The sequence below is a fragment of the Embleya sp. NPDC059213 genome, from assembly GCF_042754445.1.
Classification (GTDB): domain Bacteria; phylum Actinomycetota; class Actinomycetes; order Streptomycetales; family Streptomycetaceae; genus Embleya.
In genome coordinates, this window is sequence record NZ_JBHZAV010000024.1 from 35,479 (window position 1) to 58,137 (window position 22,659).

The 22,659-nt window shown below is 71.5% G+C and carries 22 protein-coding genes and 5 tRNA genes; 17 read left to right on the forward strand and 10 right to left on the reverse strand.

Going from position 1 to position 22,659, the window contains the following annotated elements:
* Window positions 1-102 precede the first annotated feature (102 nt).
* Window positions 103-1,596, reverse strand: a complete 1,494-nt coding sequence (locus ACFXMF_RS12370; protein ID WP_379992849.1) for an MFS transporter — start codon at window positions 1,594-1,596, stop codon at window positions 103-105.
* Window positions 1,597-1,828: 232 nt separating this feature from the next.
* Here ACFXMF_RS12370 and ACFXMF_RS12375 point away from each other — a divergent pair, with 232 nt between their 5' ends.
* The gene (locus ACFXMF_RS12375; protein ID WP_360317045.1) at window positions 1,829-2,179 is read left to right on the forward strand and encodes a helix-turn-helix transcriptional regulator; all 351 of its coding nucleotides are present in this window, start codon (window positions 1,829-1,831) and stop codon (window positions 2,177-2,179) included.
* A 481-nt stretch (window positions 2,180-2,660) separates the two neighbouring features.
* Here ACFXMF_RS12375 and ACFXMF_RS12380 read toward each other — a convergent pair whose 3' ends face one another.
* From ACFXMF_RS12380 to ACFXMF_RS12390, 3 genes are all read right to left on the reverse strand, one after another.
* Window positions 2,661-3,698: an ROK family protein gene (locus tag ACFXMF_RS12380; protein WP_360317042.1), complete on the reverse strand. Its 1,038-nt coding sequence runs from the start codon at window positions 3,696-3,698 to the stop codon at window positions 2,661-2,663.
* 226 nt (window positions 3,699-3,924) lie between these two features.
* Entirely contained in the window at window positions 3,925-5,214 is a 1,290-nt protein-coding gene (locus ACFXMF_RS12385; protein ID WP_360317039.1) for an ROK family transcriptional regulator, read from the reverse strand.
* A 57-nt stretch (window positions 5,215-5,271) separates the two neighbouring features.
* Window positions 5,272-5,934, reverse strand: coding sequence for a hypothetical protein (locus ACFXMF_RS12390; RefSeq protein WP_360317036.1), 663 nt, complete (start codon window positions 5,932-5,934; stop codon window positions 5,272-5,274).
* A gap of 222 nt (window positions 5,935-6,156) precedes the next feature.
* Between ACFXMF_RS12390 and ACFXMF_RS12395 the strand changes: the two genes are divergently transcribed.
* The 10 genes from ACFXMF_RS12395 to xerC all read left to right on the forward strand — a co-directional run bounded on the left by ACFXMF_RS12395 (window position 6,157) and on the right by xerC (window position 14,400).
* Window positions 6,157-6,504 carry a hypothetical protein gene (locus tag ACFXMF_RS12395; protein WP_379990641.1) on the forward strand — a complete coding sequence of 116 codons (348 nt, stop codon included), beginning with the start codon at window positions 6,157-6,159 and terminating at the stop codon, window positions 6,502-6,504.
* A gap of 96 nt (window positions 6,505-6,600) precedes the next feature.
* On the forward strand, window positions 6,601-7,059 hold the full coding sequence (gene ssb / locus ACFXMF_RS12400) for a single-stranded DNA-binding protein (RefSeq protein ID WP_379990640.1): 459 nt from the start codon (window positions 6,601-6,603) through the stop codon (window positions 7,057-7,059).
* A 140-nt stretch (window positions 7,060-7,199) separates the two neighbouring features.
* Window positions 7,200-7,439 carry a hypothetical protein gene (locus tag ACFXMF_RS12405; protein WP_379990638.1) on the forward strand — a complete coding sequence of 80 codons (240 nt, stop codon included), beginning with the start codon at window positions 7,200-7,202 and terminating at the stop codon, window positions 7,437-7,439.
* 100 nt (window positions 7,440-7,539) lie between these two features.
* A complete protein-coding gene (locus tag ACFXMF_RS12410; RefSeq protein ID WP_379990637.1) occupies window positions 7,540-8,187 on the forward strand; it encodes a hypothetical protein in 648 nt (215 codons plus the stop codon).
* Between the two features lie 113 nt (window positions 8,188-8,300).
* Window positions 8,301-8,864: a hypothetical protein gene (locus ACFXMF_RS12415; RefSeq protein ID WP_379990636.1), complete on the forward strand. Its 564-nt coding sequence runs from the start codon at window positions 8,301-8,303 to the stop codon at window positions 8,862-8,864.
* Entirely contained in the window at window positions 8,861-10,243 is a 1,383-nt protein-coding gene (locus ACFXMF_RS12420) for a DNA cytosine methyltransferase (protein ID WP_379990635.1), read from the forward strand. The genes ACFXMF_RS12415 and ACFXMF_RS12420 overlap by 4 nt, the downstream gene beginning before the upstream one ends.
* Complete coding sequence (locus tag ACFXMF_RS12425; RefSeq protein WP_379990634.1) at window positions 10,240-11,532, forward strand: bifunctional DNA primase/polymerase; 1,293 nt, start codon at window positions 10,240-10,242, stop codon at window positions 11,530-11,532. Before ACFXMF_RS12420 ends, ACFXMF_RS12425 begins: the two co-directional genes overlap by 4 nt.
* Complete coding sequence (locus tag ACFXMF_RS12430; protein WP_379990633.1) at window positions 11,529-12,692, forward strand: DUF3631 domain-containing protein; 1,164 nt, start codon at window positions 11,529-11,531, stop codon at window positions 12,690-12,692. Before ACFXMF_RS12425 ends, ACFXMF_RS12430 begins: the two co-directional genes overlap by 4 nt.
* Before the next feature lie 287 nt (window positions 12,693-12,979).
* Window positions 12,980-13,174: a helix-turn-helix domain-containing protein gene (locus tag ACFXMF_RS12435; RefSeq protein WP_379990632.1), complete on the forward strand. Its 195-nt coding sequence runs from the start codon at window positions 12,980-12,982 to the stop codon at window positions 13,172-13,174.
* Window positions 13,171-14,400, forward strand: a complete 1,230-nt coding sequence (gene xerC, locus ACFXMF_RS12440; RefSeq protein WP_379990631.1) for a tyrosine recombinase XerC — start codon at window positions 13,171-13,173, stop codon at window positions 14,398-14,400. The genes ACFXMF_RS12435 and xerC overlap by 4 nt, the downstream gene beginning before the upstream one ends.
* A 100-nt stretch (window positions 14,401-14,500) precedes the next feature.
* Here the strand turns inward: xerC and ACFXMF_RS12445 are convergent.
* Both ACFXMF_RS12445 and ACFXMF_RS12450 read right to left on the reverse strand, forming a co-directional pair.
* Window positions 14,501-14,572, reverse strand: a tRNA-Val gene (locus tag ACFXMF_RS12445).
* Between the two features lie 71 nt (window positions 14,573-14,643).
* Window positions 14,644-15,096, reverse strand: coding sequence for a TIGR02611 family protein (locus ACFXMF_RS12450; protein ID WP_360313835.1), 453 nt, complete (start codon window positions 15,094-15,096; stop codon window positions 14,644-14,646).
* 354 nt (window positions 15,097-15,450) lie between these two features.
* Between ACFXMF_RS12450 and ACFXMF_RS12455 the strand changes: the two genes are divergently transcribed.
* Window positions 15,451-15,864, forward strand: coding sequence for an SsgA family sporulation/cell division regulator (locus ACFXMF_RS12455; protein ID WP_161356292.1), 414 nt, complete (start codon window positions 15,451-15,453; stop codon window positions 15,862-15,864).
* A gap of 366 nt (window positions 15,865-16,230) precedes the next feature.
* On the opposite strand, the gene ACFXMF_RS12460 is transcribed toward ACFXMF_RS12455, so the two are convergent.
* From ACFXMF_RS12460 to ACFXMF_RS12475, 4 genes are all read right to left on the reverse strand, one after another.
* Window positions 16,231-16,749, reverse strand: coding sequence for a hypothetical protein (locus ACFXMF_RS12460; RefSeq protein ID WP_379990629.1), 519 nt, complete (start codon window positions 16,747-16,749; stop codon window positions 16,231-16,233).
* 217 nt (window positions 16,750-16,966) lie between these two features.
* The gene (locus tag ACFXMF_RS12465; RefSeq protein ID WP_379990628.1) at window positions 16,967-17,695 is read right to left on the reverse strand and encodes a GNAT family N-acetyltransferase; all 729 of its coding nucleotides are present in this window, start codon (window positions 17,693-17,695) and stop codon (window positions 16,967-16,969) included.
* Between the two features lie 154 nt (window positions 17,696-17,849).
* Window positions 17,850-18,674 (reverse strand): aminodeoxychorismate lyase, encoded by an 825-nt coding sequence (locus ACFXMF_RS12470; protein ID WP_360313841.1) that lies wholly within the window; start codon window positions 18,672-18,674, stop codon window positions 17,850-17,852.
* Window positions 18,671-19,771 (reverse strand): chorismate-binding protein, encoded by a 1,101-nt coding sequence (locus ACFXMF_RS12475; RefSeq protein WP_360313843.1) that lies wholly within the window; start codon window positions 19,769-19,771, stop codon window positions 18,671-18,673. Before ACFXMF_RS12475 ends, ACFXMF_RS12470 begins: the two co-directional genes overlap by 4 nt.
* A 314-nt stretch (window positions 19,772-20,085) precedes the next feature.
* Between ACFXMF_RS12475 and ACFXMF_RS12480 the strand changes: the two genes are divergently transcribed.
* The 5 genes from ACFXMF_RS12480 (at window position 20,086) to ACFXMF_RS12500 (ending at window position 22,611) form a co-directional block, all read left to right on the forward strand.
* Window positions 20,086-21,921 (forward strand): DUF4328 domain-containing protein, encoded by a 1,836-nt coding sequence (locus ACFXMF_RS12480; protein WP_379990627.1) that lies wholly within the window; start codon window positions 20,086-20,088, stop codon window positions 21,919-21,921.
* Window positions 21,922-22,176: 255 nt separating this feature from the next.
* A tRNA-Gly gene (locus ACFXMF_RS12485) sits at window positions 22,177-22,249 on the forward strand.
* Between the two features lie 49 nt (window positions 22,250-22,298).
* Window positions 22,299-22,372, forward strand: a tRNA-Cys gene (locus tag ACFXMF_RS12490).
* A 37-nt stretch (window positions 22,373-22,409) separates the two neighbouring features.
* A tRNA-Val gene (locus ACFXMF_RS12495) sits at window positions 22,410-22,481 on the forward strand.
* A gap of 55 nt (window positions 22,482-22,536) precedes the next feature.
* Window positions 22,537-22,611, forward strand: a tRNA-Val gene (locus tag ACFXMF_RS12500).
* Window positions 22,612-22,659: the final 48 nt, after the last annotated feature.

Consider the following 22,659-nt stretch of genomic DNA (forward strand, 5'->3'; position numbering starts at 1 on the left):
CCGGCGCGGACGGTCGACGCTCGGCGCGTCGGCCGTCCGCGGCGTCGCCGGACCGGATGGCGAAGTTCCACCGGGTGCGCGCGGTCACCGGACTCGGGCCGGTCAGCGGGTGGCGAGTGCCTCGCCGTCCGCGGGTGTCCCGACGGCCGTCGTCGAGTCGCCCGCGCCGTCGCGTTGCCGGCGCAGGGCCAATGTGACGAGCAGGCCGCCGATCATGCCCGCGGCGGTGAGCAGGACCACCAGGAGCTCGCCGTCGGCGGTGGCGGTGCGCAGGGCGTCACCGGTCCTGCCGCCGGTGCCGACGTCGGCAATCGCGGTGAACACGGCGAGGCCGATCGCGTTGCCGAGATTGAGCGCGGTGGAGGCGATCCCGTTGGCGACGCCCTGCTCCTGCGCCGAGGTGCCGGTGGCGGCGGCGATCCACATCGCGGTCCACACGATGCCCTGACCGATGCCGGAGACCACCAGCCCGGGTACGAGCAGGCCGTAGCCGGCGTCGGCATCGAACCCCGCAGCGAGCCCGGCCGTGCCCACCGCGCCGATCACGAAGCCGATCAGCAACGTGCGGCGGGTGCCGATCCCGGTGGCCGACCGCTCGCCGAGTTGGGTGCCGGCGGCGATCGCGACCGAGGGAATCAGGAACGCGAGTCCGGTCTCCAACGCGCTGTAGCCGTGCACGCTTTGCATCAACACGGTGAGGAAGTACGGCAACACGCCGAAGGTGGCCATGTAGATGAACGTGATGCTCATCCCGACGGTGAGACTGCGGTTGCGGAACAGCCGGAAGGGCATCAACGGGTCGGCCGTGCGCGCCTCGACGACGGCGAACAGCCCGAGCAGCAGGGCGGCGAGCACGAACGCGCCGACCACCGGCGGGCTGCCCCAACCCAGTTCCGGCCCCTCGACCAGCGCGGCCACCAGCAGGGTGGAGCCCGCCGTCACACTGCACGCACCGGGGAGGTCGAACCGACGCCGCGCCCCTCGGGCCGGATCGCGCGGGATCACGAACAGCGCGGCCGACGCGGCCAGTCCGGCAAGCGGGACGTTGACGAAGAACACGGCCGGCCAGCCGAAGTTCTCGGTCAGTACGCCGCCGAGCAGTGCACCGATGGTCAGCCCACTGGCTCCGGCGCCGCCCCAGACCGCGAGCGCCCGATTGCGCTTGGGTCCCTCCTCGAAGAGCGTGTTGATCAGCGACAGGGTGGCCGGCAGCAACAGCGCGCCGCCGATGCCCTGCACGGCGCGCGCGGCGATGATCGTGCCCGAGTCGGCGGCCAGGCCGCCCGCCAGCGAGGACAGCGCGTAGACGAGCAGGGCGACGACGAAGGTCCGCCGGCGCCCGAGCAGGTCCGCCGCCCGGCCGCCGACGAGCAGAAAGCCGCCCGCGAAGACGACGTATGCGCTGACCACCAGTTGCTGGGTCTGACCGGGGAAGCCCAGGTCCGCGCCGATCTCGGGAAGTGCGACGAAGACGATGTTCAGGTCGAGGGCGTAGATCAGTTGTGCCAGAGCCAACAGCGCCAGCGTCCAGCCGAGGTGTCGTCCGGCGGTGCCGGAGGTCGCCCCCGGCGACGCCGGTGCGGATGAAGTGGACATGCGAGTACGCCCCTTCGCGGGTCACGTGATCGGGTCTCGGTCGTGGTTCCGGCGACCGACGGGCAGGGACGCCCGGCCGATCGCGACCGTACGAATGATTGCGTACAGTCGGACAGTCCGGCAAGACCGATCCCCTCGACCGGGACCGTTTCAGGGCGCGTCAAGACGGTATTCGCGCAGGTGAAGTGGCCCGCGCCAAGCGATTGTTCGAATGTCGCTGTACAGTGGGAGAATGAGCTTTCGCCACCCGGACCGTGATCGGATCCGGATCGAGAACGTGCTTTCGGCGCTCGGCAATCCGCTCCGCCTGGGCGCCGTACGGGTGCTCGACGCCGGCGGCGAGCACAACTGCGGCAGCGTGCTGGCCGTGCTGGGCGTGACCTCGAAGTCGACCATGACGCACCACTGGCGCGTACTCCGGGACAGCGGCGTCATCTGGCAACACCCGTCCGGCCGGGAGAACCTGCTCTCGCTGCGCCGCGACGACCTGGACGCGCGCTATCCCGGCCTGCTCGACGCCATCCTGTCCGGCGCCCGAACCGACGGCCCGGAACCGATCGCGGGACAAGCGATCGCGCCGTAACCGCCGTCGGGCGGGCCGCCCACCGGAACGGGTGGCCGACCCGGCCCGACACCGGAGCGGGCTTCGGCACGGATCGCCCACCCGAACCGACGTCGGACCGGGTCGGCCACCGGAACCGACCGGGAGGCCGGCGGCGGGTATGCCACCTCCGATTCCGCGCAGCCGAGCCGGATCGGCTCCGCGGTCTCGGGGCCGGAGGGGGACTTGCGGGTGGCGGCGCGTTCCCGGCGGCCACCCGCAGTCCCCTGCCCATCGCCCGGCGGCGCCGGCAACAACGACACCCGGGCCTCCGCGCGTGCCCTCGCGGAGCTCGCGCGGTGGCCCGCGGCCGTCGCCGCGCTGGTGCCGGTCCCGTACAACTGGCCACCGACCGGTTCGTGGCGCTGGCCGACGCCTGGCGCGGCGGCGACGTCGCGCGGGCCCGGGAGCTGGGCCACGCGCCCGCCCGCGCTCACGGCCGCACCGGGTTCGGCGGCGGGGGTCAGCCGATGGTTGCCCCACTGTTCGCGAAGTCGGTCCGGTCCAGGGGGAGTTGGTCCAGGGCAAGGAGGGCGGCGCCGACGATGCCCGCCTCGGTGCCGAGACTGGCGGGCACGATCGGGGGCACCTTTCGGTGTTCCCGGGCGACGACGAAACGTTCGAAGCCGGCCCGGGTGGGACGGAACAGGTGCTCCCCCGTGGCTCCCAGGCTTCCCCCGATGACGACGATCTCGGGGTCGAAGATGTTGACGAGCGAGGCGATGCCGGTGCCGAGCCAGAAGCCGAGCCGGTCGAACAGGGCCCGCGCCGTGGGGTCGCCCTGTTCGGCGGCGGCGAAGACCGTCTCGCCGGTCACCCGGTCGGGGCCGGTGGCGTAGCCCGCCAGCGCACCCTCGGGGTCGGCGGCGACGGCTTCGCGGGCCATCCGTCCGAGTGCCGTTCCCGAAGCCTGGGCCTCCAGGCAACCGGTCGCCCCACAGCCGCAGACGTCGCCGCCTGCCGGGTTGACGATGATGTGACCGACCTCGGAGCCGATGCCGGTGTGTCCGCGATAGAGGGCCCCGTCGAGAATCAGCCCGCCACCGATGCCGGTGCCCACGGTGAGGACGACCACGTTGTCGTGCCCGGCACCGCGGCCGAGGCGCGCTTCGGCCCACGCCGCGGCGTTGGCGTCGTTCTCCACGACGACCGGAAGGCCGGTGCGTTCGATCAGCAGGGCCCGCAACGGGAGTTCCTGGTAGTCGTTGTTCGGCGCCCAGCGCAGCAGTCCGGCGGGCCACTCGACCATTCCCGCGGCGCCCACCCCGACCGCTTCGATCGCCGGGTACTCGGCCCGAAGTCGGGTGATGAGGTCCAGCAGGGCCAGGGGCGTCCCGTCCCGCCCGGGGGGTGTGGGGATGCGCAGGTGCCGCAGGATCTCCCCCGACCGGGTCACGACACCGCCGGCGATCTTGGTGCCGCCGATGTCGAGGCCGATCGCGAGACCGGGAGTGGGCGGTACCGCGCTCTGCACGGGAACCGAAAGGGTGTGTTCAGACATGGGCGCAGGCTCCGACCGGTGATGTTGGGGTGGTGCGGGAAGGGGTGGACGCGCCGGGCCGGACCCGCGTGTCGACGCGGCGCCCGACGCCGTGCGCGTTCTACGGTTCGAGTCGGGACGCATTCGCGCCCGGACCCGGACCGCTCCGGGGGATCCGGCCGCGCTTGGGCCCGATCCGGGGAATCCCGAGCCGGGCTTGGGCCCGATCCGGTGGATCCCGGCAGGTCTAGGCCCGGTTCGGCCCGACGTTCACGGCGCCCACGATGACGTCGCGGATGATCATGGTTGCCGCGCCGCGGGGGCCGTTCCAGTGTTCCCGGTCCTGAATGACCAGGAAGGCATCCGGCGGTGGGCCGGAGAACACGGTGTACTCGTCGACGGCGCGGAGCATCGCCTCGTGATAATCGTCGCTGTACAGCACGAGCCGGTGTGCGTCCGACTCCGACGCGGTGACGGCGTCGCCGGTGAAGATGATCTTCGCCGGGTCGGAACAGGTGATCATCGAGGCCAGTCCACGCCCGAGGGCGGTGCCGGCCTCGGCGAAGGCCCTGCGGGCGCGGGAGTCGTTGTCGGCGGCGCGTGCTCTGGCCTCGGCCAGGTCCGCGGCCTCCGCGGCCTGCACGATCGCCGACGCCGTGGCCATGGCCTCCACGCACCCCCGATTTCCGCACCGACACGGCTCACCACCCGGGACGGCGACTATGTGGCCGAGTTCGCCGGCCTTGCCGGTCGCCCCCCGATGGGGCTCGCCGTCGCGGAATTCGGATGCGCCGACCCCGTCCCTGGTGACGAGCACCGTGAGGAACGAGTCGTCGTTGCGGGCGGCACCGAACCATCTCTGGGCCGTGCCGAGGGCGTTCGCGTCGTTGTCGACGACGGTGTGCAGCCGGGTCGCCGCCCGCAGCAGTCGGCGCAGGGGCACCCGCGGGATGGCCCAGTGCTCCCCCCACTGGAGGTCGGGGGAACGGACCACCTCGCCGCTGCGACCGTCGATGTGGCCGCCCAGTTCGACACCCAGGCCCAGCAGTGGTGCCTGCGCGTCGTCCCGCAGTTCGCGCAGGTTCGCGGTCAGTTCGTCGACGAGGTCGCGCACGCCGTCGACCAGGACGTCGACGTCCATCGGCCCGCGAACCGGCGCCAGCGCGAGTTCCCGCGGTTCGCCGACCGGCTCGCCGCGCAGGTCGACGATCAGACCGGTCAGGCCGTCCCGGCGGATCTCCACCCCGGCGAGGTAGTGCCTGCCCGCGACGACGCGGACCGGGGCGGACCGCCCGACCCGCCTGGACCCGTCGGAGACGAGGGGCGTGCGGGTGATCAGGTTCTTCTCCTCCATCCGCTGCAACACCCCGGTCACCGTGCTGCCACCCAGACCCGTGATCTCGGCGATGTCCTTCGCCAACGGCCCGTCGACACGGACGATGGTGTCGAAGATGCGTTCCCAGTTGCGTTGTTGCGCCTGGAGTTGAAGGGATACCAGTTCACCGCGTCGCTTGCGCAGACTCGCTTGGCGGAGCATGACTTCGACGGGAATTCCCTGATCGCTGACGGGCACGGCCGACACATCCGTTCTCTCTCAGGCGGCAGTTGCCGCCGACACGTGGAACGCGCGCTGCATGGGAGTGGCGCCGAGCCGGTGACCGTGTTGTCCGGGCGGGGTGAGCAGGACCGCGACCGGCGACCTTCGCCGGTCGTCCCAGGCCAGGCTGAACTCGACGTGATCGCCCACCTCGAGCCCGTCGCGATCGCGGGGCAACAATCCGTTGTGGTGCTGCTTTCCACCGCCGGAGTACCAGACCTCGCCCCGCTTCTCCTTGTGCGGTAGCAGGTTGACGCGTCCGGTGTACCGGCGTGGCTGCAGGCTCCACGGCTCCAGGCGGTGGTGCAGGTGTTGCGCGTATTGCTCGTGGTGCCCATTGAGGTAGAGCACGACGTGGAAGGTGCAGGAAGGGAGGCCGAGCACCAGGGTGGAGGGTCTGGGCATCGGGACGAAGACATTGCTCCCGCTCGGGTTGGCCGCCGCGATCCAGAGCGCTTCGGGCTTTTCCCCGACGACGGCGTACAGCGCGGTGTAGTGGAGATCGTTGAATCCGGCCAGGAGTTCGAGATCCTTGCCGAAATCCGATCCCAACCGCAGGTCCGAGTCGTATTCGTCCGCGATCCCGCGAAACCTCTCGATGGCCTCGCGAGCCCTCGCCGCCGTACGTTCTCGGTCGCGTTCGTTCTTCCCCTTGCGCATCGGGGTCCCCTATTCCTGCGTCAATCCGGAGTTCGTGCCCGCGAACGGGCGGAGCCGATCGGATCGGGTGGGGTGGGGGGGGCGCCCCCCGCCCCCCCCCCCCCCGGCTACCGGGCCGGCCGCGGCCCCCCCCGGGCCCGCCCGCCCCCCCCCCCGGGGGTGCGGGCCCGGGCCGTGGGCGCACGACCCGCCCACCAGGAACCGCCCTCGGGAGGCACCGACATGCGCACCACGACCAACACCCGCATCCGCATCCGCATCCGCAGGATCGCCACGGCCCTCGGCACGGCCGCCGTCCTCGCGCTCACCCCCACCACCGCGTTCGCGGCGGCCACCGAAGCCCCCGCGAAGGCGGGCGCGGGCGGCACCGCCGTCAGCATCGGGAGCGGCGTCATCCTCGCGCTCGTCGTCGGCGCGTGGGCCCACCGCCGCCGCACCGTCGGCATCGCCCTGGTGGCGTTCGTCGCCGGGGTGATGCTCGCCGGATCCTCCATCGCGCTCACCGCGGCCCAGGCCGGAGACCAGGCCGTCACCGCCGGAGTCCAGGCCGTCAGCGGCGTCTTCGCCTGACCCCGACCGCTCCCCATGACCCCGGACCACGCACGCCCGGGGCCGTGGAGGACGGCCGAACGGCCGATCCGCACCCACCACCTCGGGAGACCCGCCGTGAGCAACGCGACCCCCATCACCGTCGTCGGGAACATCACCCGCGACCCCGAAATCCGGTTTACCCAGACCGGCGTGCCGGTGGCCCGCCTGTCCATCGCCGCCACCCCGCGCAGGTTCGACAAGGCCACGAACAAGTGGATCGACGGCGAGACCACGTTCTGGGCGTGCACCGCGTGGCGATCCCTGGCCGAGCACGCCGCCGAATCCCTGCGCAAGGGCGACCGCGTCATCGCGTCCGGCACCGTCACCACCCAGCGCTGGACCGACAAGGACACCAAGGAAGCCCGCGAGCGCATGGTCCTGGACCTGGACGACGTCGGTCCGTCGCTGCTGTGGGCCGACGCCACCGTCACCCGCACCGGCGCCCGCCGCGCCGCCCCGGCGAACCCCGACACCTGGGGCGACTTCGACGCCGCCAACCCGCAGACCCCGACGGACGACAGCCCGCCGTTCTGACCCACCAATCCCCGCGGCCACAAGCCCGACTCGCGCGGTACGGCCCAGCGATCGGACACCCACCACCCGCTTCCCGACGCGACAACGGGCCGGTCGCAGGCACGCGACCGGCCCGATCGAACCTCTCCGTGGAGGAACCCATGCGCCCGTCCCAGACCGCCTACATCCTGTTCGTCCGTCACTACGGCGGCGGACAGGCCGACCTGTTCCTGCTCGCGGACACCGACGCCGAGGCCCGCAAGGCGTGCGTTCGCTGGATGCGCGACAACCACTACACCGGCGAGGACTACACCGGCACCCTCCACCTGCGCGAGGACACCTGGGTCGGTCGCACACTCTCGGTCCCCGGAAAGGTCGTCGCCACCGGCATCAGGGCCTGACCCGGCCGCTCCCCATGACCCCGGACCGCGCGCCCGGGGTGGTGGAGGACGGCCGAAGGTCGCCCGCCCGCGCACCACCACACCCGCTCGGGAGGAACCCGTGACCGAGATCCCCGACTTCCGCGACCTGATCCAGGACGTCACCCCGCACATGGGCAAGGACGAAACCCTGCCCATGCTGTGTGGGATCAGGGTGGAGGCCGACGACCACCACCTCTACCTGGTCGCCACCGACCGCTACACCCTCGCCGTCACCCGCCGCGTCGCGCCCGGCATCGGCACCTGGACCACGTTCCTCGACCTCGACGACGTCAAGGCGATCACCGCGTTGGGACGCATCGCCCGCTTGCGCCGCATCGACCTCGAACACGACGGACGCCACCTGACGGCCCGCGTCGGCACCCATGCCCTGACCCTGGACACCAAGGACGTCGAAGGCGTCCCCTCGTGGCGCCCGCTCGTGCGCGAGGCACTCGCGGCCAAGCCGCAGGACGCACCGCAGATCGTTCTCAACGCGCGGATGCTCGCCCGCTGGGGCCACCACCTGCGCTGGGGCGCGGAACCGCTCCTGATGTGGGCCACCGGCCCGCGCACGCCCCTCGTCATCGTCCGAGGCGAGGACTTCGTGGGCCTGCACATGCCCGTCCGCGTATCCCTGCCCGACGAGGACGAACGGCCCCGCCGGGACGCGGCCCGTACCGCCTGGACCCAGGCACTGACCGCCGAACGACCGGCGCTCGCGGCCTGATCCCCGGCGCCGCTTCACCCATCGAATGCCCCGGGGCGACCGCCCGACTTGGCGGAAAGACGGTCGCCCCGGACCCCACCCGACCCCAAGAAGACCCGGAAGGGACCACCAGCATGACAAACCACCGGCGCGAGCGGGCCATCCGCATCGTGTCCTTCGGCTACGGCCACGGCACCGCCCCCGAGGCCGAGATCACGCTCGACCTGCGCCGCCGCTTCCGCAACCCGCACAGCAACCCGACAATGCGGCACCGGACCGGCCTTGACGAGGACGTGTACGCGCACGTCCTGAACACCCCCGGCGTGCGCAACCTGGCCGCCGTGACCGCGCTCGCGGCGCACGACCTGTCCCACGCCGTGCCCGACCCGATCACGATCGCCTGCGGGTGCGTGGGCGGCCGGCACCGCAGCGTCGGCATCGCCCGCCACATCGCGGACATTCTCGCCGACGGCTGCGCGCGGATCGAGATCGAACACCGCGACGTCCGCCGCCCACTCCTGGACCCCACCACCCACGACCGCGGCGACGCGCGGCCCGGGTGCCCCGACTGCAAGGGCACCGGGTGGGTCGAGTACCGAGCCCGGGACGGCGAGTTCGTGAGCCTCCGGTGCCGCGCCTGCGCCCCGGCGTCCCGCACGCTCACCCCGGCGGAGAACGCGGGCGGTGAGTGGTCGTGACGTTGACCATGACGGACCTGTTCTGCGGCGCCGGGGGCAGCTCGACCGGTGCCCTTCAGGTGCCCGGGGTGTCGGTGCGGATGGCCGCGAACCACTGGACGTTGGCGGTGGAGACGCACAACACCAACCACCCGACCACGGACCACGACTGCGCGGACATCTCGCAGGTGGACCCGCGCCGCTACCCCGCCACCGACATCCTGTGGGCGTCGCCCGAGTGCACGAACCACTCCATCGCCAAGGGCAACCGCCGCAAGCCAGCCCAGGTCTCACTGTTCGACGACGAAGCCCCGTTGCCCGACGAGGCGGCCACGCGGTCGCGGGCGACGATGTGGGACGTCGTCCGCTTCGCCGAACACCACCGCTACCGCGCGATCGTGGTCGAGAACGTGGTCGACGTGCGGGACTGGGAGCTGTTCGGCGCGTGGCGCACCGCACTCCAAGCCCTCGGGTACTGCGTGCACCAGGTGTTCATGAACTCGATGTTCGCCGCCGCGCTGGGGCCGGCCGCCCCGCAGTCCCGCGACCGCTGGTACGCCGTCGCCCACCACAAGCCGAGCCCATGCCCGGACCTGGACCGGTGGACCCGGCCGAGCGCGCGGTGCAACTCGTGCGACCGCGACGTGCGGGCGGTGCAGGCGTGGAAACGTCACGACCGCCCCGGCGGCCGGTACCGGGCACAGTACGTGTGGCGCTGCCCGACCGCGCGCTGCCACGTCGAGGTCCATCCGGAGGTGCGGCCCGCCGCCGACGCGATCGACTGGTCACTGCCCGCCCAGCGACTCGCCGACCGGGCACGGCCGTTGGCGGACAAGACGATGCGCCGAATCCGGGACGGCTTCGCCGCGTACGCCCGGCCGCTGCTCGTGCCCGCCGGAGGCACCTGGAACGACAGCGCGTACCCGGTGAGCGAGCCGGCCCGCACCCGCACCACCCGCGAGACCGAAGGACTCGCGGTGCCGCCGTACATGGTCGAACTCCGGGGCGGCGGCTCGAACCACCGGGCCGTGTCGGCGCCGTTGGCGACGGTGTGCGCGAACGGCAACCACCACGGCGTTGTCACCGCCCCCGACCTGCTCATGACCTACTACGGCAACGGCACCGCGCACCCCACCACGCAGCCCGTGCCGACGGTGACCACGCGGGATCGGGCGGCGCTGATTGAGGGCGGAGCCGTCACCGCGGTCGAGGACTGCCGGTTCCGCATGCTCTCCCCGGGCGAATACGCCGCCGCCATGGCCTTCCCCCACACCTACGTGTTGCTCGGCACCAAACGCGAACGCGTCCGCATGGCCGGCAACGCCGTCACCCCACCGTCGGCGCGGGACCTCGTCGCCGCCGTCGCCCACGCCCTGACCGGAGAGGAGAAGGCGGCGTGAGCGTGGAACGGCCGTTGCGGGTGCTGGTGACCGGGTCCCGATCGTGGGACGACCCGGCGCCCGTGCGCACCACCCTCGCTGCCCTCCTCGAACAAGCCCGCGCCGGGCTGGTCGTGGTGCACGGCGCGTGCCCGCGCGGTGCCGACGCGCATGCCGCCGCCTGGGCCCGCGACCACCGCGGGCGGGGCGTCACCGAAGAGCCCCACCCGGCGGATTGGCCTGCGCTGGGGCGTCGGGCCGGGATCGTTCGCAATCTCGCGATGGTCGCGCTGGGCGCCGATCGCTGTCTCGCGTTCGTCCGCGACGCCTCACCCGGCGCCACCCACTGCGCCAACGCCGCCGAGCAGGCCGGCATCCCCACCACCCGACACATCTTCGAACCCGCGTCCTCGCCCACCCGGAGGGACACCACGATGACCCGACCCAACCCCCTCAAGACCGCCGCCCTCGCAGCGGCCGAACGCGGTTGGCACGTCTTCCCGTTGGCCCGGGGCGCCAAGCGGCCGGCCATCGCGCGTTGGGAGGAGCGCGCCACCACCGACCCCGACCGCATCGCCCGCTTCTGGGACCACGCCCCCTACAACATCGGACTGGCCACCGGCCCGTCCGGACTGGTCGTCATCGACCTCGACATGCCCAAACACGCCCACGACGACCCGCCCCCGGCGTGGAACGAGCGCGGTGTGACCGACGGTGCGGACGTGCTCGCGCTCCTGGCGGCCGACGCCGAACAGCCCTACCCGGACGACACGTTCACCGTGGCCACCCCCACCGGCGGACGGCACCTCTACCACCGGGCGCCGGACGGCGCTCGGCTGCGTAACACCGCGGGAAGGCTCGGCTGGAAGGTCGACACCCGCGCCCACGGCGGCTACGTCGTCGCCCCCGGAAGCGTCGTGGACGACCGGCTCTACCGCGTCCTCACCGACCGCGAGCCCGCCGAATTCCCCGCGTGGCTGCTCGGCATGCTGCGACCCGAGCCCGCTCGGCGCCGGATCCCGGTGATGCCCCACACGCCGGTCGGCGCGAGCGCCTACGCGAGCGCGGCCCTGCGCAACGAGGTGGCCCTGGTGGCTGGCACTCAAGAGGGCACACGCAACGCGGCATTGGTTCGGGCGGCGCGTGCCCTGGGGCGCTTCGTCGCCTCCGGCGACCTCGACCGCCGCAGGGTGGAGAACGACCTCACGGCCGCGGCGTCGTGCGCCGGGCTCACCGAGAACGAAAGCCGCCCCGCGATCACCAGCGCACTGAACTGGTCGATCGCCCACAACAGCGGGGAGGCCGCATGACCAGCTCCTTCAACACCGACCCCACCCCCGCCGACGCGCCCGAGGACGGCGCGCTTCTCCTGGACGAAGTCGAGGCGTTCCACCGCCGGTTCAACGTGTTCCCCTCCGAGGCGGCGTACGTCGCCGTGGCCCTGTGGGACGCGCACGCGCACCTGCTCGACTGCTTCGACTCCACCCCGCGCATGGCGTTCCTGTCGCCCGAACCGGGCAGCGGCAAGAGCCGGGCTCTGGAGATCGTGGAGACCCTGGTGCCCAATCCGATGGTCGCGGTCAACGCGTCCGCGCCCGCGCTCTTCCGCGCCGTCTCGGCCGGGGAGAGTTCGCCCACCATCCTGTTCGACGAGATCGACACCATCTTCGGCGCCAAAGCCGGGGACAACGAGGAACTTCGCGGCTGGATCAACGCCGGACACCGCCGCTCTGGCGTCACCTACCGGTGCGTCGGGGACGGATCGAACCAGACCGTGGTGGCATTCCCCTCGTACTGCGGGGTCGCCGTCGCCGGGCTCGGCTCCCTGCCGGACACGATCCTGACCCGCTCGATCATCATCCGCATGCGCCGCCGCGCACCGAACGAACGAGTGGAAGCCTTCCGCGCCCGCCTGCACACCCCCCAGGGCAACGCCCTGCGAGACCGCCTCGCGAAGTGGGCGAACGGCGCCCGCGAACGCATCGCGGGCGCCTGGCCCGAGTTGCCCAAAGGGGTGACCGACCGCCCGGCGGACGTGTGGGAGCCGCTGCTTGCCATCGCCGACGCCGTCGGCGGCCACTGGCCCCTGCGCGCCCGCGACGCCTGCGCGGAACTCGTGGAGGCGTCCCGGGCCACCGACAAGGGCTCCCTCGGGATTCGGCTGCTGACCGACCTGCGTGACGTGGTGTTCAACGGCGCCGACCGCGTCCCCACCGTCGCGATCATCGCCGAACTCGTCGCCGTTGACGACGCCCCCTGGGGCGACGTCAACGGCCGCCCCCTCGAATCCCGTTCGCTCGCCAAATGGCTGCGCGAGTACGTCACCGCCGACAACACGCCCATCGTCGCCCGCAACATCCGCACCGCGTCCGGCACGGTCGTCAAGGGCTACTACGCCACCGACCTCCACGACGCGTGGACCCGGTACTGCCCCCCACCCCCCGAAAAGTCCGCTACATCCGCTACATGATCTTCAAAACACCGTCTGACCTGCGGAAACGATGTAGCGGATAACCCGAAATCATCCGCTACATCTCCGCTACACATCCGCTACACCCACATCCAACCGGGCGGGTGTAGCGGATGTTGCCGCTACATCACGCGCGTCCGCTACAGAAAGCAGGGCTCTGACCTGCGCTGTAGCGGATGTAGCGGATGTAGCGGACTTCCAGGGGTGGGGGCGGACGGCCTTGCGGCCTCCCGCTCCCGCCCCTCTCGTTCTCTCGTCTCGGAGGAACCGTGTCTTCCGTTCGAACCGTGATCGAACCCAAGTGGTACAGCGTTGACGAAGTCGCCCTCATGCTCGGCTTCGGCAAGTCCAAGACCAAGAACCTCATCGCCACCGGTCGCCTGAAGTCCGTGAAGGACGGGCGCAACCGGAAGATCATCGCGCGCTGGGTGGACGAGTACGTGCAGTCCCGCATCGCGGAAGTCGAGGGTGCCGACAAGTGACCGCAAAGCGCCACAACGGCGAAGGCTCCATCTACCCCTACCGGAACGGCTACGCCGCCTACGTCTGGGTCACCAAGCCCGACGGCACTCGCGACCGCAAGTACGCCTACGGCAAGACCCGCGAGGCAACGCACGAGAAGTGGCTCGCGCTGCACGCCGCTGCCAAGGCCGGCCCCGTCGCCACGACATCCCCCACCCTGGGCCAGTACCTCGCGTACTGGCTCAAGGAGGTCGTGGAGCCGCACCTGCGGCCCACGGCCGCCGCCACCTACGAATCCCATGTCCGCATCCACATCGCCCCTCACCTGGGCGCCAAGGCCCGCCACAAGCTCACGGTTCGGGACGTCCAGACCTGGGTGAATCGCCTCGCGGAGTTGTGCCAGTGCTGCGAGCAGGGCAAGGACGCCGCCCGGCCGCCGGAAAAGCAACGGTGCTGTGCACTCGGCAAGGCCCGCTGCTGCGAACAAACCCTCTCCGCTCGCTCGATCCGAGACATCAGGGACGTGTTGCGGTCGGCACTCGGCAACGCGGTTCGCGAGGAGGTCTTGTCCAAGAACGTGGCCGCGCTCACCCGGGTGAGCGGCGCCAAGCGCAGCAAGCGCAAGGCCAAGCCGTGGACGGCCGAGGAGGCGAAGCGGTTCCTGGAGTCTGCGCGTGACGACAAGGACCCGCTGTTCGCCGCCTACGTGCTCATCCTCGTATTGGGCATGCGTAAGGGCGAGGTGTTGGGCCTGACGTGGGACGTGGTCGACCTGGACGTCGGGGAACTGGACGTTCAACGGCAGCTTCAGCGTGTCGGGCGACAGCTTCTCCACACCGATACGGCCAAGACCGAGGCGTCCGAAGTGCCGCTCCCGCTCCCGGACATCTGCGCGACGGCTCTACGTATCCGGCGGAAGCAACAGGACGAAGACCAGGCCGCCGCAGGCGAGGTGTGGGAGGACCGGAACTTCGTCTTCTCCACGCGCCACGGCACGCCGTACGAGCCGAGGAACTTCAACCGAAGCTTCGACGCACGGTGCGAGAAGGCGAAGGTCCGACGCATCACGGTGCACAACACGCGGGACACGTGCGGCACCCTGCTCGTGGCGCTCGACGTCCACCCGCGCGTGGTGATGCGGATCCTCCGCCACACGAAGATCGCGGTCACGATGGAGATCTACGCCCAGGCCCCGGACAAGCAGACCCGCGAGGCTCTACGGAGCCTGGGCGAGTGGCTCGACTGACCTTCTCGAAGGGTCTTCCGAACCACCCGTTGCGGTACTTCGCTGCTGGCAGCACGACAAAGCCCCGGATCATTTTCATGATCCGGGGCTGTGACCTGGGTGGGCGATACTGGGATCGAACCAGTGACCTCTTCGGTGTGAACGAAGCGCTCTCCCGCTGAGCTAATCGCCCGGGCGCAGGGAGAACATTACCGCATGTGTGGGGGCGGTTGTGCGCACCCCCGGGTGTGGGCGGTGGGGTGGTCAGAAGGGGAGGGCCAGGCCGTATTTCCACAGGTACAGGGCCACCGCGGCGCCGATCAGGATGAGGCCGATCGCGAGCATGATCATGTTGCGCCGGCGGGTCTTGGGGTCGAGGGCGCGGTTGGCGGCCTTGGTGACCTTGTCCTTGGTCCACAGGAGGGTGCGCTGGGCCCAGACGAATTCGGTGCCCAGGACGGCCAGGCCGAGGAAGATGACCGCCCAGCCGGGACCGGGCAGCGGAAGCATGATGATGCCGCCGACGATGATCGCGAAGCCGATCACGGCGACGCCGATCTGCCAGGTCATGTGCAACGGCTTGGAGCGCTTGATGAAGGCGGGTGCGCGGGAGCCGAATGGTTTCGCCTGCTTGCCGGCCGGGCCGCTCGGGGCGCCCTGGTCGAGGGTGGGCTCTCTTGTGGCGTGCGCGCTGTTGTCCGCGGCCCCCGTGTCCATCCCTGGTCTTCCTCTCTCGTCGTACCGGCCGTCGTTCACCGGGCACCTCCGTGTGGCCTGTGGTCGGAGCCGACCATGCCTCGGCCTTGCTTGACAACGCTACAAGGGGGCACAGGGTTCCATGCGGGCCCGGCGGTGCCGTGTGGTCCCGGCCCGGGCATGACGGTATGAACTGAACGCCTGTTCCCTTCCGGAAATCATGCGGGCGAACGTTACACCTCCGCATCGCTCTTAAGGAGTACCCAGACGCCCGTATATCGGGCAGAGACGTTTACAAGAGGTCCGCAGGTGGGATGTTGCGAACGCCGACGTGCGAATCCCCGAGCGCACACTGAGCGAAAGGCCATGGCGCTTATGAACACCACGGTCAGCTGTGAGCTGCACCTGCGCCTCGTCGTCTCGAGCGAGTCCTCATTGCCAGTCCCTGCGGGGCTGCGATACGACTCGTCGGACCCGTACGCCGTGCATGCGACCTTCCACACGGGTGCCGATGAGACGGTCGACTGGGTCTTCGCCCGCGACCTTCTCGCCGACGGGCTGCGTCAGCCCTCCGGCACCGGCGACGTTCGTGTGTGGCCCTCCCGGAGCCACGGACAGAGCATCGTCTGCATCGCCCTCAGTTCGCCCGAGGGTGAAGCCCTGCTCGAAGCGCCCGCGCGGGCGCTGGAGTCGTTCCTGAAGCGTACGAACGCTGCCGTCACCCCCGGCAACGAGCATCGCTTCTTCGATCTCGACCGGGAACTGTCGCAGATTCTCGCCGAGAACTGAGCTCCCGGAACCGCGGGCACGCCCCTGTCCGCAGCGCCGGGTACGTACGTCAGCACTCCGCCGCACCCACCGTCCACACGGTGGGGGCGGCGGAGTGCTTTTCGGCCCCGGGCGCCACACCCGCCCCGTGCGCGTCGCGACCGCCGGACGAGTGAATCGAACACGCCGCGCGATCGGTCGATCCGAATATGTACACGATCCGCACATGCCGCAAAGAAAGCGCACAGTCGAACACATTTTCCGGCATGGGAATGCGTTCACATTCACCATCCCGCCGCGTGCCCTGTTGTACACAGCGCGTGTTTACGCCGCCTCTCGGTAACCACCGGCAACCGGCGGTAATCCGCAAATCGGGATTCCCCGACTTCAGATCCCGCGCTTGCGCAGCAGTTCCTCGATCTCCGCGAACTCGTCGTCCACCGCACCGCGCGCGGCGCGACGGGAGCGGGGCGCCGGGGCCGGCTTCGGCTGCTTCGGTTGCCGTTGCTGCCGACTCTGCGGCAGCTCGCCACCCGCGTCGGATCCGCCCAGCAGCGCGGACAGATCCGCGGAGGTCGAGGTCGCCGTACCGGTCGGCTCCGGGTGCTTGCGGCCGATCATGCGGGTGATCATCAGCAACATCACGGCGAACGCGAGGATCGCCACGCCGCCCCATGCCTTGATCCCGAAGGCCAGGTCGGTCGCCCAGTCGGCGGCGGCACTGCCCACCCGGCGGCCCAGCGTGGCCAGGCCGGTCAGGTACAGCCCGATCGGGAACAGCGCCGCGGCGATCCACCGGGTCGCGTTCAGGAAACGTCGTTGGCGTGCCTTCTGTACCGCGATGACCAGGCCGAGACCCGTCAGCGCCATGCACAGGGCGCCGGTCACCACATCTGCGCCGGACATGCGCTCGGCCTCCTCCTCGTACGAAGCATTCGAAACCTGCAGGACGTTCGAAGCATCGGTGTCGGTCTTGTCGGACCTGGTACTTCCTCCACCCCCATCGTCGTCTCCTCCGCCTCCGGACGCCACGATCGGCGGTCGGATCAGTACTCGGGGAGGACACCGACCGATGCATCTCCTCCCCGTGGAGTACACCCAGGATCAGGGATGTACCCGACCCTCACAGGATGGGTTTCCCCCAATAACGCGTGCGCGGCGCGAATCCCGCCGCCGTACAGACCTTCGCGTGGGTGTCGTCGAGGAGTTCGATGGCCACCTCGTGCAGGCCCTGCGCCGCCGTCACGTGGCCGGCCGCGCGGAGCAGGGTCGCCGCGTCCGCCGGGGTCGGCGCGGTCAGCGCCAGGATCACGCCGTCAACGACCCACACCACCGCCCCCTCGCCCAGCGTGTACGGCGCGGGCGCGGTGCGGTCGGGCAGCCGGGCCCGGGCCCGGCTCTCCGCGGCGGCGTCGGCCCAGCCCGCCGCACGCAGATCCGCCGCGTACCGGTGCAGTTCCCCCACGCACCACGCGTCGCGTTCGTCGGCGTCCATCATTCGTACGCCGGGCGGCATGCCGGTGGTGCGCACGGGGGCCGCGAGGCGGCTGCTGTCGGAGGTGTACCCCAGGGCCCGGACGAGGCCGGTCGCCGCCCGGTTGCCCTCGGGGACGGCCGCCGCCATCCGGGTGCAGCGCAGGCCGCGCATGATCTCCTCGGCGGCGAGCATCGCCACGCAGGCATGGCCGCGGCGGCGGCGCGACGGCAACACCTGGATGTGCAGGATCCAGCCGATGCCGGGACCCCACGGGCCCAGCGGAGTCAGATGCACGCCGCCGACGGATCGGCCGTTGGCGCAGATCGAGTACACGCCGTCCCGGCCCGGTCCGGCCGGTCGCACAGTGGTGGTCATCGGGTGGCCCCCGCCTTCCCGGGCGCAATGCCCCGTTACCGGCAGTGCTGCCCGCGCGTGGCCCCGGCCAATCGGGCCCGGGCCACGCGTGATCAAGCCGCCGCGAACGAGGTCCCCGCGGCGTCGGCGCGCCGGGACCGCCGGTACGTCGGGATCACGGGTCGATGTCCTCGGCGGAGCGCGCCGCGAAGATCTCCTTGGCCTTGCGGGTGAGCGGGCCGGGGGCGGTCGGAGTGTGCCCGTCGATCCGATGCACGGCCTGGATGTCACGCAGCGACGAGGTCAGGAACAGCTCCTCGGCTTCGGCGAGCGCGGCCAGGGGCAGGTCGACCTCCTCGGCGCCGACCCATTCCAGCACCAGCGCGCGGGTGATCCCGGCCAGGCAGCCGGCCGACAGCGGCGGGGTGAGCAACCGGCCGTCGAGTACGGCGAACACGTTCGAGCCGGTGCCCTCGCACAGATTGCCGGCCGTGTTCGCGAACAGCGCCTCGCTCGCGCCGCGTTCGGCGGCATAGCCGAGCATCACCACATTGTCGGCGTAGCTCGTGGTCTTGAGCCCGGTGGTCGGCGCGTGCTGGTTCCGGGTCCACGGGACGGTGACCACGGCCGTGCTCTCGCTTCGGGGCTTGGCCGCGCCGAGGGCCACCACCAGCGTCGGCGCGGCGTTGCCGCGCTCGGAGCCCAGCGGCGAGCGACCGCCCGTGTAGGTGATTCGCAGTCGGCCGACGCCGGGCAGCGGGTTGGCCGCCAGCACCTCGGCGCACGCGTGGCGGATCGCGTCGAGGTCGGGGGCGGGAAGCCCGAGACCACGCGCGGAACGGGCCAACCGATCCAGGTGTCGGGTCGTGGCGAAAGCCCGCCCGTCGGCCGCCCGCATCGTCTCGAAGACGCCGTCGCCGACGGTCAGACCGTGGTCGTCCACCCGAATCACCGCTTGCTCGTCGTCGACGAGGCGATCGTTCAGCCAGATTCTGCTCATGCGCCCTCCGAGGCATGCGATGCGTTGTCCGGGATCTCCGGGACAACCGAGTGCTGCGCGTCCTGCCCGACATGCTCGGGTCCGGGTCCCGACGCATAGTCCCGCCCCGCCACCGCGAGCAGACGGTGGGCCTTGAGTTCGGTCTCCTCCCACTCGCGCTGCGGGTCGGAGTCGTAGGTGATGCCCGCGCCGGTGCCGAAGCACAGCCTGCCGTCGCGGATGAAGAAGCTGCGTATGCCCACCGCGAGCGAGCCCTCGCGGCGGTCCGCGTCGACCCAGCCGATCGCACCGCAGTACGGGCCGCGCGGGACGGGTTCGAGTTCGTCGATGATCCGCAGCGCGCTGCTCTTGGGCGCTCCGCTGACCGAGCCGGGCGGGAAGGTCGCGGCGAACAGTTCGGGCCAGCCCACGCCCGGCGCCAGGGTGCCGGCGACGGTGGAGACCAGGTGGACCAGCCCGGGGTGCTTCTCGACCACGCACAGGTCGGGCACGGTGACCGAGCCGATCGCGCTCGCCCGACCGAGGTCGTTGCGGACCAGGTCCACGATCATCACGTTCTCGGCGTGGTCCTTGGGCAGCAGGTCGGCCTCGGTGCGGCCGGTGCCCTTGATCGGGCCGGACCAGACCCGGTCGCCGGCGCGCTGCAGGTAGAGCTCGGGCGACGCGCACGCGACGTGGACGTCGTGCGCGGGCAGCCGGATCACCCCCGCGTACGGGGCGGGGTTGCCGTGGGCGAGGCGGCCGGCCAGGCCGAGGATGTCGGCGTCCTCGGGCAGCGGTGCGCTGAGCAGGCGGCACAGGTTGACCTGGTACACGTCGCCGGCGGCGATGTGTTCGCGGATCCGGCGCACCCCGGCGCGGTAGGCGTCGGCGCCGAGCGAGTCGGTCCAGGCGTGGGTGGGCGGTCCGGTCCACGGCGCGGCGGGCAGCGGGGCCGGGCGCACCTGGTCGAAGCGTGCGCACAACAGGTCGCCTTCGAAGTCGGCGACGACGGCCCAGAACCCGTGCGAGTCCAGGGCGGCCGGGTCACGGGTGACGTCACGCAGGCCGGTGGCCAAGCGCCCGCCGAGATGGGCGAGAGGAGGTGGCTGACTCACTGGTTCGTTCCGGGGTCGCGACCGCGGCACCTGTGGCGGATCGGCGCGCGGATCAGATCGTCCATTGTAGAAGGGCGTCCCGACGTCCCGAGCGGCCCGGCATCGGCGGCTTCGTCCGCCTGTTCCCACGCACCCGACGCGCCCGGAAGCGCCCCGAGCCGATTCCGCGTTCCCGTGTGCCGGTCCGGCACGGCATGATGCGGCACGGTGGGTAGGGATCCGGCAGCCCCGAGTCCGGTGACCGCACTCCCCCGGTCGGTTCGCCCCGGCCCCCGAAGTCTCCACAGCACCACGCGATCGAAGGACGTTCATCCGTGCACTGTTCCGCCTGCGACACCTGGTCTACGCGGGCCGACCGCTGTTCGTACTGCGGCGCCGTCCCGGCCGCCGCCGCACCGCAGCAGGCCGGCACCGGGTCGACCCCCGTGGTCGCCGGGCCCGCCGCGCCTCCCGCCACTCCCGCGGCGTCGGATCCGTACGCCGCGCCCGCACCGGCGCCCGCGCCGACCGGCGCGTACCCGGGTGCCTATCCGCACGCGCCGGGACAGTTCGCCCCGCACGCACCGGCGCAGTTCGCCCCGCAGGCCCCGTACGGCATGCCCGGGGCGTATCCGGCCTCGCCGTACCCGGGTTGGCTGCCGCAGCCGTTTCGGGCACTGCGTGGGCTCGCCGTGACGTTGTACGTCCTGCTGCCGCTGTCCGCGGTGTTCGCGGCGCTGTGCGCGGCGGCGTTCTTCCACCGTGCGGACGTGCTGCGGCAGATCGCCGACGCCGGTGAGCTCGGCATGACGGACGCGCTGCGCACCAAGGCCGAGGACTCGGATTCGCTCGTGGCGGCGGCGACGGTGTTCCTGGTCCTGTCGATGATCGCGACGGCCGTGCTGTTCATCGTCTGGATGTACCGGGCGCGCGCCAACGTGGACCTGTTCGGCCCCTCGAAGCAACATCTGTCCACCGGGTGGGCGATCGGCGGCTGGCTGGTGCCGGTGGTCAGCCTGTGGTTTCCCAAGCTGATCCTGCACGACGTGTGGCGCGCGAGCGATCCGCGCACCGCCGAGCGCGGCGGGCGTACCCCCGGCCGGTTGCCGCTGTTGTGGGCCTGGTGGGTGCTGCTGGTGGCCTCGGGTGTGTTGTTCTTCGCGAGCCGGCTGTCCTACCCGCTCGACGAGGACATCGTGCTGTCCGACGCCGACCGGCTGCGGACCATCGACGTGCTGTCCGGGGTCGCGGACCTGGTGCTGATCCTGGCGGCGGTCGCGGCGATCCTGGTGGTCCGCAGGATCACCGCGTTCCAGCACGAGCGCGAGGCGCTGGCCTTCGCCTCGGGGCTGGTGCCCGCCGGGGTTGCGGGCGGGATGCCGGGGATGCCCGGGATGCCGGTCGGCTTCCCCGGTGGCGCGCCGGCGCCGTGGGCGGCCTATCCGGCGCAGGCCCCGACCGCGCAGTACTTCGCGCCGCCGGTGCCGCAGGCTCCGGGCACGCCGGGGGCTCCGCCGGTGCCGCAGGCGCCGACCGCGGTGGACTCGGGCGCGGCGGGTGCCGACGGGGCTGTGGCTCCGACTCCGGCTGCCGCTCCGGCACCGGCTGCCGCTCCGGCACCGGCTCCGGCTCCGGCTCCGGCTCCGGCTCCGGCTCCGGCCGATCATGAGGCTCCGGTGGTTGCCGATGCGACCACCGTGCTGCCGGTCGACGGGACGCCGGCCCCGCAGCCCGGGAGGGTTCCGCCGCCGCGGCCCACCGCCGCGCCGACCGCCGGTGTCGTCACGGCGGATGCCGCGCCCGTACGGGCCGAAGCGCACGAATCGGTGTCCCTGGCCAAGCCTGCCGAGGTCGCGGAGTCCGCCGAGCCCGCTGCCGAGGCCGCCACCCCGTCCCCTGCCGAGCCGGCCGCCGAGCCTGCGGTCGAGGAGGAAAGCGGGCACGCCGAGCCCGGCGAAGGCCAGGACGCGGTCGAGAACGAAGTCCGAACTCCGGCCGAATCCCGAGTGGAGGCCGAACTCCCCCAGGTCCCGGCCCAGGCCCCGGCCCAGCCGGCGTCGCCCGCCAAGGAGGCCGAGGACGCCGACGACGCCGAGGCCGCCCCGGACCCGGCCCACACTCCGACCGCCCCGGCCGCCGAACCCGCCCCCTCGGGCGAGCGCCGAAGCTGAGCCGAAGACCCGTCCGGGCCCGCGGAGACGGCGGCGAGCCCCGGTCGAGGGGCGTGCCGAGGTCCCTCGGCGCGGCCCGGCGAACCACGCCGAAGGCCGGTTCGAACCCTGGTGGTTCGAGCCGGCCTCGGTCGTTTTCGCAGGTTGCGCGGGTCGCCCGGCGGGGTCTGCGGGGAATCGGTTTTTGTGATGGCCCTCGGATCCGCTAAAGTTCTCAACGTCGCCGGGACGCGGAAACGCAGCTCGGGTCGACAGGCGGACGTGGCTCAGTTGGTAGAGCATCACCTTGCCAAGGTGAGGGTCGCGAGTTCGAATCTCGTCGTCCGCTCGGAAGAAGTAGAGGAAAGTAGTGGGTACCCACTATGGTTCCTTCACTTGGTGGAGTGGCCGAGAGGCGAGGCAACGGCCTGCAAAGCCGTCTACACGGGTTCAAATCCCGTCTCCACCTCCAAGAGACCCCGAGGCTCCGTGCCGAAGGTGAACTTCCCGCGCGATTAGCTCAGCGGGAGAGCGCTTCCCTGACACGGAAGAGGTCACTGGTTCAATCCCAGTATCGCGCACGTCGCACCACCGAAACACGCAGTACGTGCACCACACGGTTCACGCACGGCGCCCGCGCGATTAGCTCAGCGGGAGAGCGCTTCCCTGACACGGAAGAGGTCACTGGTTCAATCCCAGTATCGCGCACCAGAGGTATCGAAGGGGCGGCGGGTAGGCTCGAGACCGCGGCCCTTCGGG

What these genes read in the sequence shown, in the direction of transcription:
- ACFXMF_RS12380 (WP_360317042.1), bottom strand. Translation starts at nt 3,698, where the DNA reads ATGTCTGAACACACCCTTTCGGTTCCCGTGCAGAGCGCGGTACCGCCC.
- ACFXMF_RS12460 (WP_379990629.1), bottom strand. Translation starts at nt 16,749, where the DNA reads ATGTCCGGCGCAGATGTGGTGACCGGCGCCCTGTGCATGGCGCTGACG.
- ACFXMF_RS12395 (WP_379990641.1), top strand. Translation starts at nt 6,157, where the DNA reads ATGCGCACCACGACCAACACCCGCATCCGCATCCGCATCCGCAGGATC.
- ACFXMF_RS12415 (WP_379990636.1), top strand. Translation starts at nt 8,301, where the DNA reads ATGACAAACCACCGGCGCGAGCGGGCCATCCGCATCGTGTCCTTCGGC.
- ACFXMF_RS12470 (WP_360313841.1), bottom strand. Translation starts at nt 18,674, where the DNA reads ATGAGCAGAATCTGGCTGAACGATCGCCTCGTCGACGACGAGCAAGCG.
- ACFXMF_RS12385 (WP_360317039.1), bottom strand. Translation starts at nt 5,214, where the DNA reads ATGCTCCGCCAAGCGAGTCTGCGCAAGCGACGCGGTGAACTGGTATCC.
- ACFXMF_RS12450 (WP_360313835.1), bottom strand. Translation starts at nt 15,096, where the DNA reads ATGGACACGGGGGCCGCGGACAACAGCGCGCACGCCACAAGAGAGCCC.
- ACFXMF_RS12465 (WP_379990628.1), bottom strand. Translation starts at nt 17,695, where the DNA reads ATGACCACCACTGTGCGACCGGCCGGACCGGGCCGGGACGGCGTGTAC.
- ACFXMF_RS12375 (WP_360317045.1), top strand. Translation starts at nt 1,829, where the DNA reads ATGAGCTTTCGCCACCCGGACCGTGATCGGATCCGGATCGAGAACGTG.
- ACFXMF_RS12455 (WP_161356292.1), top strand. Translation starts at nt 15,451, where the DNA reads ATGAACACCACGGTCAGCTGTGAGCTGCACCTGCGCCTCGTCGTCTCG.
- ACFXMF_RS12370 (WP_379992849.1), bottom strand. Translation starts at nt 1,596, where the DNA reads ATGTCCACTTCATCCGCACCGGCGTCGCCGGGGGCGACCTCCGGCACC.
- ACFXMF_RS12405 (WP_379990638.1), top strand. Translation starts at nt 7,200, where the DNA reads ATGCGCCCGTCCCAGACCGCCTACATCCTGTTCGTCCGTCACTACGGC.
- ACFXMF_RS12390 (WP_360317036.1), bottom strand. Translation starts at nt 5,934, where the DNA reads ATGCGCAAGGGGAAGAACGAACGCGACCGAGAACGTACGGCGGCGAGG.
- ACFXMF_RS12430 (WP_379990633.1), top strand. Translation starts at nt 11,529, where the DNA reads ATGACCAGCTCCTTCAACACCGACCCCACCCCCGCCGACGCGCCCGAG.